The organism is Chryseobacterium sp. ERMR1:04, assembly GCF_001297705.1.
In the GTDB taxonomy this organism is placed as follows: domain Bacteria; phylum Bacteroidota; class Bacteroidia; order Flavobacteriales; family Weeksellaceae; genus Chryseobacterium.
The window spans coordinates 154,705-170,827 of sequence record NZ_LIRF01000005.1; the positions used below are offsets into that span (position 1 = coordinate 154,705).

Genomic DNA, 16,123 nt, shown 5'->3' on the forward strand with positions numbered 1-16,123 from the left:
AAAAACTGATATTGATTGTCTTTAAATCTTGCCAACGTCTGGGCGCTGAAATTATAATAATTAGGCTCAAAGTTAGATTCGTTCAGAATCACCAATACATTATTATCTATTTTTTTATCGGCAAATCCAGCCAAGTCTGTGGCTTCAGTCGTTGCATAAATTTTTACCGGAAGTTCTGTTGAATTTACTTTCAAAGTTCCGTCTGATAAACTTGCCTGATAATCCTGTGCGAAAAAACACTGGGTAATAAAGGCAAATGCGACAAGGTAAATTCTGAAAAAAATATTACTCATTTCTATTTTTTTAGTAGTTTGTATATTGATTTTACTTTTTTGGGGGAACGGGATCATAACCGCTTCCTCCCCAGGGATGACATTTTGAAATTCTTCTCACTCCGAGCCAAAATCCTTTAAAAATACCGTGCACCTGCAAAGATTCTACCATATAATGGGAGCATGTAGGCTCATAACGACAGTTTTTCGGAAGTAAGGGCGAAATAAACCATTGGTAAAATTTTATTAAAACTACCAAGGGGAAAGTGATTATTTTATTGAATTTAAGTTTCAAAACAATGCAAAAGTAGGGTAAAAAAATTAAAATAGTTTAAATTTGTTATAAGTTTCAGGGCGTAAATCGGTGTTTCATCGGATAAATTCCGGCGTTCGTCGATTTTGTATATTTACAGATCCAAAATTGAAATATTTATACAGACTTTGTCATCTTTGCACTGAAAAAAATCACTTTAAATCAAATTTAACATCTTGAATCAAAATATTCCATTAGCTGAAAAATTAAGACCGAAAACCTTAGATGAAGTTCTTGGCCAGGAGCATCTTACGGGAGAGAAAGGCACTATTAGGAAAATGCTGGAGAATGACGCATTAAATTCTCTTATTTTTTGGGGACCTCCGGGAACGGGGAAAACCACTTTAGCCGAAATTATTTCTGAAAAATCGGGGAGAAACTTCTATAAGCTTTCCGCAGTTTCTTCGGGGGTAAAAGATGTGCGTGATATCATTGAGGAAGCTAAAAGTCAAAATCTGTTTTCAGGAAAATCTCCGATTTTATTTATTGATGAGATCCACCGTTTTAATAAATCTCAGCAGGATTCACTTCTTCATGCCGTTGAAAAAGGCTGGATTGTATTAATTGGTGCCACTACAGAAAATCCAAGCTTTGAAGTTGTATCGGCGTTACTTTCAAGAAGCCAGGTGTATGTTCTGAAAGCGTTGAGTTATGAAAAACTGGAAGAGCTTGTTGATATTTCTTCTGAAAGATTTAATAAAGAAGAAAATACAGATTTTAAGATTCTGGAAAAAGAAGCTTTGATTCAATATTCAGGAGGAGATGCCAGGAAATTGATCAATTCTGTGGAGCTGGTTCTTAATCAGTATAAAAATTCTGATACCAACGAAATCATTAATTCAGATGTTCTTGAAGTTTTACAGGAAACAATGGCCTTGTATGATAAAAATGGAGAGCAGCATTATGATATTATTTCAGCGTTCATTAAATCGATGCGCGGGAGTGATCCTAATGGAGCCGTTTATTGGTTGGCAAGAATGATTGCGGGAGGAGAAGATATTAAATTCATTGCAAGAAGAATGCTTATTTTGGCTGCTGAAGATATTGGTTTGGCCAATCCGACTGCTTTGATGATTGCCAATAATTGTTTTCAGGCTGTGAATGTCATTGGGAATCCGGAAGCGAGGATCATCCTAAGTGAAACCGCAATTTATCTGGCGGTATCTCCTAAAAGTAACTCTGCTTATATGGCGATTAATGAGGCGTTGGCACTTGTAAAGCAAACGGGAAATCTGCCTGTTCCTTTGCATCTTAGAAATGCTCCAACAAAACTGATGAAAGATATGGATTATGGAAAGGAATATAAATATGCCCATTCTTACGAAGGGAATTTTGTAGATCAGGATTTTCTGCCCCAAGAAATTAAAAATACTAAGTTATACGAGCCCGGAAATAATGCGACCGAAAAGAAAATTTACGACGAGCTCAAGAAAAAATGGGCCACTAAATACTAAAAACAAAAAAGGATACTCACTGAGTATCCTTTATATATTATAATTGAGAAGAATTATTTTACTTTAGTTGTATAGGTTACAACTTTTCTTCCATTATTTTCTTGTACTTCTACGTTGTTTAAAATCTCCGCATAAATCTTTGTTTCAGGATTTTTGAATTCGTATCCATCAATGAATACAGGAGCATCTTTATCAACACCATACATTTGGTTGATTTGGGCAACTGTAACTCTGTCTTGCCCTTCGTATCCTTTTTTGAACTTATATTCTGTAAGTCCGTTATCTGCTAAATAAGCGTATTTTTTAAGATTTTGAGGCAGAGTAGCTTTTGTTTTAACAACGCCTTTACCTTGAAGTATGTCCCCTTTGGTAGAGAACATCTCTACAGTACCAATAACATCATTGGCAACTGCAAATTTCGTTAACGTATTTTTTTGAGCAAATAAACTTGCTGAAGCAAATAGCAATAAAGAGTAGAATAATTTTTTCATAGTTTATGGAATCTATAACTGTTAAAAACAGGATAAATATAGTTATTTTTTACAAAATATGAATAGATTTTTAATTTAAATTAAAAATTAACGATATATAATATATTTTATTGAGATTCTAAATTCTCATTTTTACTCTTTTCATCTTTTTTATCTACCATATTTTTAATGATATTTTTTAATCTCTGAAACATAAATGAACTCAACAGTAAAATGATACCCAATAGAATAAAAGCAATGATTCTTGAAATATTATCCATTTGCCATATATCATAGGCGTAAAGTTTTAAAATCATTAAACCAAGAAGTACAAAACCAACTTTACTTAGTTCTGGAATATTTTTCTTTAAACCTGAATAAATAAAGAGACTTGCAAGAATCGCCCAAATGATAGGTAGATATAAAATGCTAAAGTGCTTTTGTAATTTCCATGCTGTAGAGAGAGTAGTGGCATTTCCTAAAATATATAAATGATACAATTCGCTGCTGATCACAATAACGAAGGTGATGGAAGCTAACCAATAAGAAATTTTTGTTTTGAAGAAATCTGATTCCGGTAAGATTTTCCAAAGAGTATAAATAAAAGGAATCCAATAGAGGAGATGAACAATATAAAAATTACTATGAATATTTTTTAGTAAAATAGAATTGACAAGTTCTGATGCTGAGAAAGTAACATTAAGGATTAATAGCAATAAGAATATAGAGATCAATCCGGTTTCCAGATCTTTGTTTAGGTCTAATTTTTTACGGAATAATAAGATTGCAAAAAGATAATACACACTAAATAAGACTGCAATACTGAAAATAAAAGAAGAAGGTTTCTCAGAAATATGATAAATGATTTCTAATAGCAACGCAACATAGATGACTCCAAAACTTAAAATTTTGAAGGTATATTCAAAGAAACTGTTGTCCTGTTTTTGTGTTTCGGGAAGCTTTTTTAGTAATATCAAATTCGTAAGAGTAGTAATTACCGTTACCGAACTTGTTAAGAAAACCGGATTGAAAATGATTGCTAAATTCTTCGCGGTATAATATTCTGCCCAAGTGATCATTTGTGTTATAATGACGAGAGGAAATAAAACATAAAAACAGATCTTGAAAATATTGAGATTTGTTTTCTTCCAGATATATAACAATAAAGTGGCTTCAATAGCCCAAACCGTGGTAATTAAATGGGTTTTAAATTGTAAAGCAATGGCAATAGTAACAAGACTTATTGTGATTCCTGTAAACACAGAATAGTTGGTGGTAAATTCTTTTTTATTGTATTCCTTGACAAGCAATAAGCTGTTGACAAAAGCAAAAATAAGCGGGAATACAATGATAGGCTCATATTGTAATTCGTTAAAGATATAAACTAAACCAATAATGCTTGAGAAATTAATCAACACAAGCATTAGAATATCAAAAGTAGAGAGTACGTTTTTCCTTATATAGCCCTGTAATGCAAATGCATAGAAAATAATGTAAGCGATGATGTAAAAATAAATAGTTAAAAGTTGTGTTTTTTCAATCGTCCAATAAGATAGATAGACAGTGGTGAAAATAAAGGCAATCCAACCGACACTTTTCCATTGCTTTAAAAATGCGATGATGAGCATTCCTGCGTTTAAAACCATTAGATAAGTGAACAGGAAAGGGTAGTTGCTTTCTCCGGTACTGATCATTAAAGGAGCCAGGAAGCCTCCAAACAAAGAAAAGATAATTAAAATCTCACTCTTATAATAGTAGGAAAGCAGGATGGATAGTAAGGTGATAAGACAAGTGATAGCAAAGGCAATATTTTGACTAAATAGTTGATATTCTCTAAAGGCAATCGTTGTTGTGAAATACAAAATTGAAATTCCACCTCCTGTAATGATGGAAGAAAAAACGGAATAGTTTTTCTTTAAAAAATAACCAATCAACATAATTCCGCCTCCGATCAAAAATCCAACTCCGGCTCTTGCGGTTTCGCCAATCCAGTTTTTATCGATTGCATATTTTACGAAATATCCAATTCCTAATACCAACGTGAAAATTCCAATGATCGTTAATGCGTTTTGTTTTAAAAAATCAAAAATAGGAGTCGCCCAATCTTTTTGAGGAGGTAAAAGAACTTCTTCAGAAATATTTTGTTCTTCAGTATTTTGTTTAAGCTCCTGAATAGTTTCTTTTAAAGTTGCAGATGCTTCAGGAATTATCTGTTCTTGTTTTATCTCAATTGGAGTAGTACTTTGAAGGCTGTTTTTTTTAAGCTCATCAATTTCATCCTCAAGATGATTTATTTTTTTATTGAGTTTATAATAGATTAAAAAGAAAAAAATAAGTAATATAATTGAGAAAGAATTTTCCATTGATATGTTTTATGTCCCAAATATAGAGAAATGTAGGAGAAGGTCGTCAATAATTAACCCATCAACAAACTGGATGATGGGTTAGATTATTTTATGTAAGTTAAGTGAATGTAGTAAATTTTTTAATTCGATATTTTATAAATATAAAATGAACCGGTACTAGAACCCAATAATCCAACATCAAGTAAAGACGATCCTGTAAGGCCAAAACTCAATTTATCACCAGCTTGTAACGTATAAAGAGAATTTATGGTTGCTTCCGAAATGGTTAAGCTTAATACTAAAGCAACATTTACTCCGCTAAATATGCGGCTATCAATGAGAGTTGCAACACCCGCTCTTGTTCTGAGAATTCCTACACCAGGAGAATTTGTTAGTACAGCCGCTTCTACTCCGGTTCCATAGCGGAAAGTATATCCAATTTGATATACCCCGTTAGATGGAATAGTATACGTATTGTCGGTATCAGAAAATAAGGATGCACTTCCTACACTTCGTTCTGCAGCTAAAAAGTTTACAGCTCTAAATCCTGTAGGGAATAGTCCTAGACTTAATAAACTTATACCTGTTACTTTTTTTGCAGCATAGGCAGAAGTATTTACATTCGTTGCATTATATGCAGCTATTGCGGCATCAATGATCAGTTGAGGGTCTACTTTGGCAACCTGAAAGTCTCCACCGCTATTTTGGTTTAATGCCAAAATTTGATATCCGGGGAGAGCAGGAGCTGCAGGTGTGCTTCTGATTTTCATAGTTCCATTGATATCCAGCATTGCTGTAGGATTGGCGGTTCCTATCCCGACTTGAGAAAATGCTGAGGTAGCAATAAGAGATAAAATTGCACAATAAATTTTAGTTTTCATGTTAAACAAATTTAATTAGTTATGGTTTATTCAGTTAGTTTTCTGTTTTTATTGAAGCAAAAATCATGCCTCGTGTTTAACTTTTTTTAACGTAAATTAGGTTTTCATAGGATATATTTAATTTTAACAGCGATAATTGCTAAAATTGTGGTATGTATATAGTTATATATACGAATTTGACAAGTTTGGTAGTCTGTTTTGATTGATGATTTCTATTATAATAAATCACTGTTTAGTTATGTATTGCATAAAAAAAATGATACTGCCTTGGAATAGGGCAGTATCATTGGTCTAACTTGTCTTGTTAAAGTGAATTAATTAGATATTTTGTAGACATAAAAAGAAGCAGCACTTGTGCTTAATAAATTTGCTCCTAAAACACCACTATTGGTAAGTCCAAAATAGAGCTTATCACCAGCATTTAAATTGAAGACAGAATTAATATTTGCTTCCGAAATAGTAAGCGCTATAAGGCCTAAATTAATTCCGTTAAAATTTCTGGTTTCCAATGCTGAAAAATTACCATTTGTATTTTTCAGAATTCCAATTCCCGGGCCGCCCGTTAATAAAGAAGCCTGTATTCCTGATCCGTAGCGGAAATAGAAGCCTACCGCATAGATTCCGGTGGTAGGTACAACATACGAATTGTCAGGATTCGATAACAAAGTGGGAGAGCCTACTGTAGTATCTGCCCCTACAAAATTGATTTGTTTCCATGTAGAAAATAGAGCGAGACTTAATAAAGAAATACCGGATGCCTTTTTTGCCGAGAAAACGGTGGGGTTTGTCTTTATTCGGGTAAGGATTAAACCTGGGTCAATCTGTGATACTTCAGAATTACTTTGATTAAGTGCCATGATCTCATAACCTGAAAGGGTTGTTGTTTTTGGTACTTGTCTGATCATCGTATTTCCGTTTACGTCTAAAGTAGATTTGGGATCTGATGTTTTAATCCCGACTTATGCTAATGTAATCATAGAAAACATAACAAATAATGCATTTGTGAATTTTTTTTTCATAATAAATATGTTTTTTTCATATTTATACAATATTTATTCCTTAAAAACGATATTTAGATAAGTTTAACGCGCTTTATTTTGCGAAAATCACAATATAAAATGGGTTCTCAATTTAATTTTGCTTTTATTTTTTCTTATAACTTAAAGTTAAATCAAGAATATTAAATCTGTTTATGGTTGTTTTGGGAATTTTTTTTCATTGACATTAAATCAGATTATTGTGATTTAATATTTATATATAAAAATTTAATAATGTCCTAAAATTTTGAGATTGTTAAATAATTTTATGATAAATATTTTAACTTTTTAAGATAAATTCGCTTTTTTTTGCAATAATATCTGCATTTAGCGTTAATAGATTCTAATTCTCCTTATCTAAGGAATTATTGATTTGGATTAAATTACTCTTTAGTAAAAAGGGGTGAAAAAAGTAATACTGCCTAAATAAGCAGTATTACGGATTTGTTATGTGTGTGTAAAATAAGATGGATTAATCAGAGATTTTGTAGATATAAAAAGATGAACTGCTTACATCTAGTGAACTTTGTTCTAAGGTTCCCGTATTGGTAAGTGCAAAATAAATCTTATCATCAGCATTTAAACTGTAAACGGAGTTTATATTAATTTCTGAGATTGTTAAAGCTATAGCTCCGAGATTGGCGCCATTAAAATTTCTGGTTTCTAACGTTGAAAAGTTACCATTTGTATTTCTTAGAATTCCAACTTTCAGATCATCTGCTAATAAAGAAGGTTGTATACCGGATCCATAACGGAAATAAAAACCTATGGCATAAATCCCGCTAGTAGGCGTTATATAAGCATTGTCAGAATTGGAGAATAGAACTGGAGAGCCTACTGTACGATCTCCTAGTACAAAATTGACTTTCTTCCATGTTGAAAATAAAGGGGTACTCGACAAAGAAATACCCGATATCTTTCTTTCTGAAAAGACCGTGGATTCTGTTCCCGGCCCTGCTGGCGTAGTGGGAAATAATAAATTGGGGTCAATCTGTGACACTTCAGAACTGTTTTGATTTAATGTCAAAATCTTGTAACCTGAAAGAGTTGTGGTATCTGGAACTTCACTTATTATGGTATTTCCGTTTACATCTAGGGTAGATTTGGGATCTGGCGTATTTATCCCCACCTGTGCTGATGCTGTCAGCGAAAAAAGAATAAAAATTACATTGGTAGTTTTGTTTTTCATAATAAATAATTAAATATGTTTTTATTTATATCTGAAAATTTGATTCAAAAATATTGTGTTGTTGTAAATATAGTATATTATTTTTATCAAAAAAATAACGGTTTATTAGTTTTTGGCTTATTTTTTATTTAATTATTTCTATATGTTTGATTATTTGAACGTATATTAAAACAATAAAAATCATTTCAATTAAATTTTTCCTATTATTTTTTACCAATTCATTTTATGAAAAAAATTTAACATAAAAAAACAGTGCCTTATTTGAGACACTGTTTGATACTATTTATAGTAAGAATCTTAACTCTTTAAAAGAAACTCGTTATAATTTCCAAGGAAATCAACTTTAGCATTAATAGATTTTAATTCTTCCAATGCATTTTCGTGTAACACAGCATCCCATTTGCCTGCCACATTAATAAAGAAGAAATAATTTCCAAGTCCTGTTTTCAATGTTCGGGATTCTATTTTGCTTAGATTCATTTTTCTCCAGGCAAAAACAGAGAGAACCTGATGAAGACCTCCTGCATGATCTTCCGGTAATGTAATCAGTAATCCAGATTTTTCACCAATAACATCAAGCGCCTCATTATGATAAACATGCTGTTGTTTTGATATCACAATAAATCGGGTATGGTTTTGTTCAAAATCCTGAATATTACGATTGATAATTTTTAATCCATATAAATTGGCCGCAAACTGATTGGCAACTGCTGCTCTTTTAAGTTCAGGATGTTCAGAAATATATTTTGCCGCTGCCGCTGTTGATGAGAAATCTTGTTTTTGCACCTCTTTATAATGAGTGTCCAAAAAATGAAAACTCTGCGCCAACGCTTGTGGGTGAGAATAGATTTTCTCAATCTCCATAGTATCGTTATCCGGGTGAATCATCAAATGGTGGGCGATGGGCATTACGGCCTCTGCTTCTATCTTTATAGATGAGGTCTTATATAAATAATCCAGCGTCATAGAAACGGTACCTTCTATAGAATTTTCAAGCGGAACTACCGCTTTGTCTACTTCACCTTTTTCAACGGCTTCAAAACAGTCTAGAATATTAGCCTGTGGTAAAAGTTCTTCATTGGGGAATAGCTGGGTAGTGGCAAGCTGAGTAAAACTTGCATGAGGACCCAAAAATGCAATCTTCATCATAATTATATATGTTATATTCTATTTTGTATTGAATCGAAATTCAAATATGGGAATAAAAATTTAAAAGCAAGGTTTGTTGCCTACATTTTAAGTTCTAAATCTTAAGGTTTCCAGTGCTCTTCAATAAGCTTCATAAGTACCTCAGGACACTTGATGATTTTATTCATTTTTGCATCCAAAAAAAATAGAGTTGTGGTAGCTTCTGTGATTTTAATATGCTCAGAATTGTAAATTTCATACTCAAATTCGATTTTTACACCCGGAATTTTTTTTATGTAGGTGTGAATTTCTAATTCCTGGTCATACAAAGCAGGCTTCAAATATTTGATTTTATACTCCGAAACGGGGAGCCAAATTCCCTGATTCTCAATCTCATCATATGACATTCCGATGCTTCGAAAAAGTTCTACTCTTCCAATTTCAAAGTATTCTGCATAGTTCCCATAATAGACGTATTTCATGGGGTCTGTTTCTCCGTAACGTACTCGTATTGAATGTGTTGTGTGTATCATTTTTGTTCCTTAAATATGCATACAAATATATTTTTAAATAATCAATACCTCCAAAATTTTTTTATGAAAATAAAAAATTGGACCTTTGTCTTCCTCCTAAAAAGAGACTAACAAAGAATTAATCGGGGCCTAAAAATGAACGAAAATTTAATGATGATATGGCAGAGGTGCCTTCAGTTTATGCGAGATAATCTCAATGCAGCTGAAGATAGTTCTGATCTAAAAAAGCTTGAAAAATCTTTCGACTTACTATTTGATAAGGTGCAGCCAGTTTCTTTGGTTGACAACAACCTTACGCTGATGGTTCCGAGTGATTTTTACAAGGAATATATTGAGGATAATTACTTATCCCTTCTTTCTGCGGCCCTAAAGAAAAATATTGGTAAAGGAGTTAAATTATGGTATTCTGTAATGGAAAATAAGCCTTTTGGTTTAGAAAAGCCTGTTACAATGAATATGAAAGGGAAAAGTGTTCCTACTCCGAAAGTTCAAGAAACAATGCCTCAAGGCTTTTCATCTAATATCGTTAATCCTTTTGTACTTCCGGGAATCAAAAAAGTAAATATTGATTCTAACCTAAAAGCTGATTTCTCGTTTGATAATTATATAGAAGGAGAAAGTAATAAATTTGCTGCTACTGTAGCAAGATCTATCGCCAAAAGACCTGGTGCAACAGCTTTCAACCCTTTGTTCTTATATGGAGGTTATGGAGTGGGGAAAACCCACTTAGGACAGGCAGTTGGTCTGGAAGTTAAAAGCCAGTTTCCCGATAAAGTAGTTCTTTATTTGTCTTCTGAAAAATTCATTCAACAGTTTATTTCAGCAGCGAAAGCACATAAGCAGACTGAGTTTGCTAATTTCTACCAAATGGTAGATGTTCTGATTATCGACGATATTCAGTTCCTTTCCGGAAAATCTGCTACACAGGACAGTTTCTTCCACATTTTTGATTATTTGCATCAAAACGGAAAGCAGATCATCCTTACATCAGATAAGGCTCCTGTAGATATTATGGATATTCAGGACAGAATTGTTTCTCGTTTTAAATGGGGACTTTCTGCAGAGATAAAATCTCCGGATTTACAAACACGTAGACAAATTATTGTAGACAAATTAAGCAGAGATGGAATTGTTTTAACAGATGATATTCTAGATTTCCTAGCTACTGAAACTAAAACAAACGTAAGAGAATTAATTGGAGTTATTAACTCTGTAATTGCTTACTCTACTGTTTATAAGAGAGATATGAGTCTTGAATTGTTAAAAGAGACCATAAGTAAAATTGCTGCAACTCAGAAAAAAATCATTAATATTCCTTACATTCAGGAAGTTGTTTGTGATTATTTCGGAATTAAAAAAGAGCAGCTTTTATCCAAGACAAGAAAAAGAGAAATTGCACTTCCGAGACAATTGGCCATGTACTTCTCTAAAGAGTTAACAAATTCTACGTTCACTAAAATTGGTATGGAGATGGGTGGAAAAGACCATTCAACAGTAATGTATGCCTGTGACACGATCAAGGATGTTTCTAAGATCGATAAAGAAGTAAAAAAATACGTAAAAGAACTTGGTGAAAGAATCAAACACTAAGATCATTACTTAAAGATAACGAAGATGAAGAATAATATTATTCTTCATTTTTTGTTTAGTTTTGTCAGAAGAAAAATTACATTTTTCTATAATTTACATTATAAACTTTAGATTTAATGGTATGAAAATATTGATGGTCTGTTTAGGAAATATATGCAGAAGCCCTTTAGCAGAAGGTATTATGAAAACAAAGCTTCCTGAAAGTTTTTTTGTTGATTCCGCGGGAACCATTTCCATGCATGAAGGAAAACATCCCGATTCAAGATCCATCAAAATTGCAGCTAATCACGGAATCGATATTTCGAAGCAAAAATCCAGACCGATTGTAAAATCCGATTTTGAAAATTTTGATAAGATCTATTGTATGGATATTCATGTATATCAGGAAGTTATTTCCAGAACCAATAATGAAGAATATCGCCAGAAAGTTTCTTTATTTTTGGAAGCTGCTGGAAACCATCAAAATACTGAGGTTCCGGATCCTTATTGGGGAGACCTGAATGATTTTGAAAATGTCTTCCAAATGTTGGATGAAGGATGTAATACAATTGCTCGACAACTCACTCATAATATATAATTCATAACGCCACATAAAATGCTTTTTTTACTACCAGCTTATTTATCTGAAAATACTTCTATTACTCATTTTTCGCCTGTTTTGAAAGACTATATCATGCAGACGGACTATTTCTTCGTAGAGAATGAAAAGACCGCAAGAAAGGTGGTTAAATTCTTTGCTCCCGAGAAAAAACAGTCAGATCTGAAATTGTTTTTATTAGATAAATACACCGAAAATAAAGACATCAAAGAAGCTCAGGAATTGATGCTGAAAGGACAGGATTTTGGATTGCTTTCTGAAGCCGGACTTCCTTGTATCGCCGATCCTGGAAACCTGATCGTAAAATGGTGTCACGAAAAAAACATAAGAGTTATCCCGATTTCAGGGCCTTCATCTATTATTTTAGCTTTGATTTCCAGTGGTTTTAACGGACAGGAATTTAGCTTTAATGGATATTTACCGATTGAAAAAGGGGAAAAGAAAAAGCAGATTGTTCAGCTGGAAGGCTTGGTTCAAAGAACAGGATATTCACAGATTTTCATGGAAACACCTTACCGAAATAATGCTCTTTTTGAAGATTTAACTAAGTTTCTTTCTCCCAATACAAAGCTTTGTATCGCAGCCAATATCAATGATCCTGAACATGAATTTATAAAAACTAAAACCATTAAAGAATGGCAAAAACAAAAACCTGAACTGCATAAAATTCCGGCTGTTTTTGTTTTAGGTAAATAGTTTTGTTAAGGTCATTGCGAACCGTAGGTGAAGCAATCTCAATTTTACAATAATATGAATGAGATTGCTTCGTTGCTTCGCTCCTCGCAATGACGAAAAAACTTATTTTGTTTTTCTTCTTGATTTCCATTTTCTCCATAAAAAAACGATCAATGGAATTAATAAAAAGAAGGGCCAAAAAGATATTATTCCCAATATAAAACTCACAAAACTGTTCCAACCTTCTGTAATAGAATCTCCAAAACGGCTTCCAAAACCTATTTTCGAGGTGGCCGAGCTTCTTACTTTTTCTTTATATAAATTTAAATTCAGGGTGCTGTAATTCACTCGGTCATCGATGAAACGAAGTCTACCTTCTGAAACATCAATTTCATCTTCCAACTCACGGATATTTTCCTGAATTTCTAAAATATCCTTTGTTGAGGCTGCACTTTTAAGCATGTCTCTATACTTTTCAAGATAAATCTTTTTATTTGCTAGCTTAATAGAAACATCTGTATATTCTTCAGTGACATCATTGGATGAAATGTTTTTAGATAAAACAGAGCCTATTCCATCAGAAAATGACTTGATTAACGCATCAAAATTTTTGTGTGGAACACGAATGACTAAATTTAAATTTTCATCAGTATCTGTATTTCTAAATTCTTCTTTTTGAATGTAGGCTTGACTTTTTTTTAAAATTTCAGTGGTCTGATGCTGAGCTTTTTTAATATCTCCAACCTGAAGCCTCATATCTCCATTTTTGATGATTTTCTTTGAAATCGTATCTCCGTTTTTTACAGCTTCGTTTTCTGTTGTGTTGGATGTTGAAGCGACTGTTGCTGCTGAGCTATTAGGAATTTCGTCTTTCGGCGATGAGGGAGGAGGCGGAAGATATTTATCAGAAGGTTTTTCCTCAAGGACTTCCATTAAGTCAGCTTTTAACTGAATGGGCTCTTGCTTTTTACAATGAATAAGGAGAAGGAAAAATAACGGTAGAAGTAATTTTCTCATGAATAAGTTTTGCTGAATCTTATCAAAAACTATGCTTAAAAGGAGAATTTGCTTTCGAATTTTCAATAAATCATGAATATTAATGTAAAAGCTTTGCTAATTCTGTTTAAAACGGTTTTTAAAGGGAAAGAATTCAAATTATTTTATATTTTTATTGAATGAAAAAGAGTCTTTTAGCATTTGTATTTTCTCCATTTTTGATGTACGCTCAGGAAGTTCCTACATTAACAGATGAAATGGCGATGAAATTAGCAGATAAACCTATTCATTGCATCAATCAGGAATACCCGAATAAAACGGCACATATCATTAATAATGAGAAGGAGGTTCCTCTTACTCCCAAAGATCTGCATCCTAGTTTTTATGGTTGTTTCGACTGGCATAGCTCTGTTCACGGACATTGGATGTTGGTGAGGTTATTGAAAACAAAGCCTAATTTGGCTAATGCAAAAGAGATTGAAAAGATTCTTGATCAATCATTTCAAAAAAAAAGCCTTCAGACAGAAGCTGATTATTTCACCAAATATCAGTTAACTACAACATTTGAAAGAACATATGGTTGGGCTTGGGTGTTAAAGCTTGATGAAGAATTAGCGACTTGGGACCATCCTAAAGCTAAAATTTGGCATCAGAATTTGAAACCTTTAACGGAGAAAATTTTAAATTCATGGAAAGCATATTTGCCTAAACAAACCTACCCAAACAGAACCGGGGTACATCCCAATACTGCTTTTGCAATGGCTTTCGCAATCGATTGGGCCAGAGCGAACCAAAACAAAGAATTTGAAAATCAATTGACAGAAAAGGCAAAATATTTCTTTTTAAAGGATGAAAAAACGCCTGCTTACTTAGAACCTGATGGTTCAGATTTCTTTTCCCCAAGTTTAGAAATTGCAGATTTAATGAGAAGGGTTCTTCCTCAGAAGGAATTTGTAAAATGGCTAAATAGTTTCTATGAAAAACGAAGTATAGAGAATATAGAAAAGATTCCTGTTGTGAGTGATTTGTCTGATTATCAAACCGTTCATTTGGTTGGGTTGTCTTTCACGAAAGCATGGTGTATGAAAGGAATTGCTAAATCTCTTCCAGATAATCATCCCTTGAAAAAAGAATTCCAAAAAACGGCTACTGTATTTTTAAACAACGGACTTCCATTGCTATTCCAAGGGAATTATGGAGGAGATCATTGGTTGGCAAGTTTTGCAGTGTATGCTTTGGAATATTAATATCTGATTCCCAATTTCTTTAAAATATAACTCAAAAGCCAGATGGGCCCAATTAAAAGAAACTGTAAATCTTTGAGGAAAGAAGGTTTTTTTCCTTCAATCTTATGTCCAACAAACTGTAAAATCCAAGTGATGACGAAAACACTTAGATAAACGATCCATGAACGGTTACCAAAATGAATGTTGATGGCAAAGGTAAAATGCTCCATTAAAAGCATGGCAATAGCCATAATAAGACTCACCAATAAAGAAAGTCTTATATAGAATGCCGTCACCAAAACTACTGCTATAATACTCACAATACTGATGCATCCGTAGTAAGGAGCACAGAAATGGGGAGACGGAATGAGGGAGATAAAACCTAAGATCGTCCAAAAGATTAAGGGCACGCAGATCCAGTGAATCAGTTTGTTAGTCATATTTCTATGGCTTTCGGCATACTCTGCAAAGAATAGATCAATCTTTCTCATAATAGGGAGTTTGTAAACTCCTAAATTAATAAAATTTTGTAATCGCAAAGCATATTGCTTACATTTGTGTTATGTCTGTCTTAGAAAAGTTTGGAGTAGAGATTTTTACACAAAAAAATATTTTCGAAAGGATCTCTGCCGATAAGCCTTTTCGTCCGGATAACCCTGCTTTTATTTTTATTAAAACGGGTACCATAAAGCTCAAACAGCATTTTCGTGATTTGGAGCTTTCTGAGAATATGTTTATGGTCACCGATCCACAAACAATTTACGAAATGGTTTCCGTGAGTGATGATTTTCAATCCAGAATGGTTTCTTATAAGCGAGAATTTATTTCTGCGTTATCATTGAAATTCAATAGATTAATTACCTATCGTTATTTTCGTCAGCAGATGAATATTGGCGTTCCTTTTCAACAAGACGAAATGGATGTTGTTTGGAAAAGCGTGAATTTTCTGAAATATATTTTGGATTCTCCCACCGAGATGACGTACAAAAAAGAAATTGTAGAACACTTATTCTCCGTTTTTTGTTATCAAATGGCAGGTATTATTTCTAATGAAGATAATAATTCGATGAGCCAGATGTCCAGACAGGAAGAAATTGTTTTTAATTTCCTTACAGATCTTGCAGAGCACCATCTCACAGAGCGGACGGTTGAGTTCTACGCCGAGCGGCAGTCGATTACAACGAGACATCTTTCTTCGGTGGTGAAGACGATAACAGGAAAGTCGGCAAGCCAGATCATCGCAGTGATTGTAATGAATGAAGCCAAAGTGCTTTTAAACTCCTCAAAAAAGCCTGTTTCAGAGATTTCATCGATCTTGGGATTTAGTGATCAGTACTCATTTTCTCACTTTTTTAAGAAACATTTGGACGTAAGCCCGAGCCAATATAGAAATCAGTTCGAAAGTTAGAATCTTAC

16 protein-coding genes are annotated in these 16,123 nt (G+C 33.2%); 6 read left to right on the top strand and 10 right to left on the bottom strand.

Annotated features, from left to right (window positions below; all coding sequences use genetic code 11):
• Window positions 1–324: 324 nt before the first annotated feature.
• Entirely contained in the window at window positions 325–567 is a 243-nt protein-coding gene (yidD, locus tag AMQ68_RS24900; protein ID WP_185113399.1) for a membrane protein insertion efficiency factor YidD, read from the bottom strand.
• Window positions 568–761: 194 nt separating this feature from the next.
• Here yidD and AMQ68_RS11205 point away from each other — a divergent pair, with 194 nt between their 5' ends.
• Window positions 762–2,039: a replication-associated recombination protein A gene (locus tag AMQ68_RS11205; protein WP_054510726.1), complete on the top strand. Its 1,278-nt coding sequence runs from the start codon at window positions 762–764 to the stop codon at window positions 2,037–2,039.
• Window positions 2,040–2,092: 53 nt separating this feature from the next.
• Here the strand turns inward: AMQ68_RS11205 and AMQ68_RS11210 are convergent, their stop codons facing one another.
• The 7 genes from AMQ68_RS11210 to AMQ68_RS11240 form a co-directional block, all read right to left on the bottom strand.
• Entirely contained in the window at window positions 2,093–2,530 is a 438-nt protein-coding gene (locus AMQ68_RS11210) for a hypothetical protein (protein WP_054510727.1), read from the bottom strand.
• Window positions 2,531–2,637: 107 nt separating this feature from the next.
• Window positions 2,638–4,872 (bottom strand): DUF2339 domain-containing protein, encoded by a 2,235-nt coding sequence (locus AMQ68_RS11215; protein WP_054510728.1) that lies wholly within the window; start codon window positions 4,870–4,872, stop codon window positions 2,638–2,640.
• Window positions 4,873–4,994: 122 nt separating this feature from the next.
• A complete protein-coding gene (locus AMQ68_RS11220; RefSeq protein WP_054510729.1) occupies window positions 4,995–5,735 on the bottom strand; it encodes a hypothetical protein in 741 nt (246 codons plus the stop codon).
• Between the two features lie 314 nt (window positions 5,736–6,049).
• Window positions 6,050–6,640 (bottom strand): hypothetical protein, encoded by a 591-nt coding sequence (locus AMQ68_RS11225; RefSeq protein WP_054510730.1) that lies wholly within the window; start codon window positions 6,638–6,640, stop codon window positions 6,050–6,052.
• Between the two features lie 604 nt (window positions 6,641–7,244).
• Window positions 7,245–7,961, bottom strand: coding sequence for a hypothetical protein (locus AMQ68_RS11230; protein WP_054510731.1), 717 nt, complete (start codon window positions 7,959–7,961; stop codon window positions 7,245–7,247).
• A 297-nt stretch (window positions 7,962–8,258) separates the two neighbouring features.
• Window positions 8,259–9,107, bottom strand: a complete 849-nt coding sequence (pheA, locus tag AMQ68_RS11235; protein WP_054511105.1) for a prephenate dehydratase — start codon at window positions 9,105–9,107, stop codon at window positions 8,259–8,261.
• A gap of 104 nt (window positions 9,108–9,211) precedes the next feature.
• Entirely contained in the window at window positions 9,212–9,622 is a 411-nt protein-coding gene (locus AMQ68_RS11240; protein ID WP_054510732.1) for a thioesterase family protein, read from the bottom strand.
• A gap of 135 nt (window positions 9,623–9,757) precedes the next feature.
• Here AMQ68_RS11240 and dnaA point away from each other — a divergent pair, with 135 nt between their 5' ends.
• The 3 genes from dnaA (at window position 9,758) to AMQ68_RS11255 (ending at window position 12,506) form a co-directional block, all read left to right on the top strand.
• Window positions 9,758–11,212: a chromosomal replication initiator protein DnaA gene (dnaA, locus tag AMQ68_RS11245; protein WP_054510733.1), complete on the top strand. Its 1,455-nt coding sequence runs from the start codon at window positions 9,758–9,760 to the stop codon at window positions 11,210–11,212.
• Window positions 11,213–11,333: 121 nt separating this feature from the next.
• Window positions 11,334–11,789, top strand: coding sequence for a low molecular weight protein-tyrosine-phosphatase (locus AMQ68_RS11250; RefSeq protein WP_054510734.1), 456 nt, complete (start codon window positions 11,334–11,336; stop codon window positions 11,787–11,789).
• A gap of 18 nt (window positions 11,790–11,807) precedes the next feature.
• Window positions 11,808–12,506 (top strand): SAM-dependent methyltransferase, encoded by a 699-nt coding sequence (locus AMQ68_RS11255; protein WP_054510735.1) that lies wholly within the window; start codon window positions 11,808–11,810, stop codon window positions 12,504–12,506.
• A gap of 102 nt (window positions 12,507–12,608) precedes the next feature.
• Here AMQ68_RS11255 and AMQ68_RS11260 read toward each other — a convergent pair whose 3' ends face one another.
• Entirely contained in the window at window positions 12,609–13,502 is an 894-nt protein-coding gene (locus AMQ68_RS11260; protein WP_054510736.1) for a DUF4349 domain-containing protein, read from the bottom strand.
• 158 nt (window positions 13,503–13,660) lie between these two features.
• On the opposite strand from AMQ68_RS11260, the gene AMQ68_RS11265 reads away from it, so the two are divergent.
• Window positions 13,661–14,728, top strand: coding sequence for a DUF2891 domain-containing protein (locus tag AMQ68_RS11265; RefSeq protein WP_054510737.1), 1,068 nt, complete (start codon window positions 13,661–13,663; stop codon window positions 14,726–14,728).
• On the opposite strand, the gene AMQ68_RS11270 is transcribed toward AMQ68_RS11265, so the two are convergent.
• A complete protein-coding gene (locus AMQ68_RS11270; protein WP_054510738.1) occupies window positions 14,725–15,198 on the bottom strand; it encodes a DUF962 domain-containing protein in 474 nt (157 codons plus the stop codon). The two genes, AMQ68_RS11265 and AMQ68_RS11270, sit on opposite strands and share 4 nt — an antisense overlap.
• Before the next feature lie 71 nt (window positions 15,199–15,269).
• On the opposite strand from AMQ68_RS11270, the gene AMQ68_RS11275 reads away from it, so the two are divergent.
• Entirely contained in the window at window positions 15,270–16,115 is an 846-nt protein-coding gene (locus AMQ68_RS11275; RefSeq protein WP_054510739.1) for an AraC family transcriptional regulator, read from the top strand.
• Window positions 16,116–16,123 lie beyond the last annotated feature (8 nt).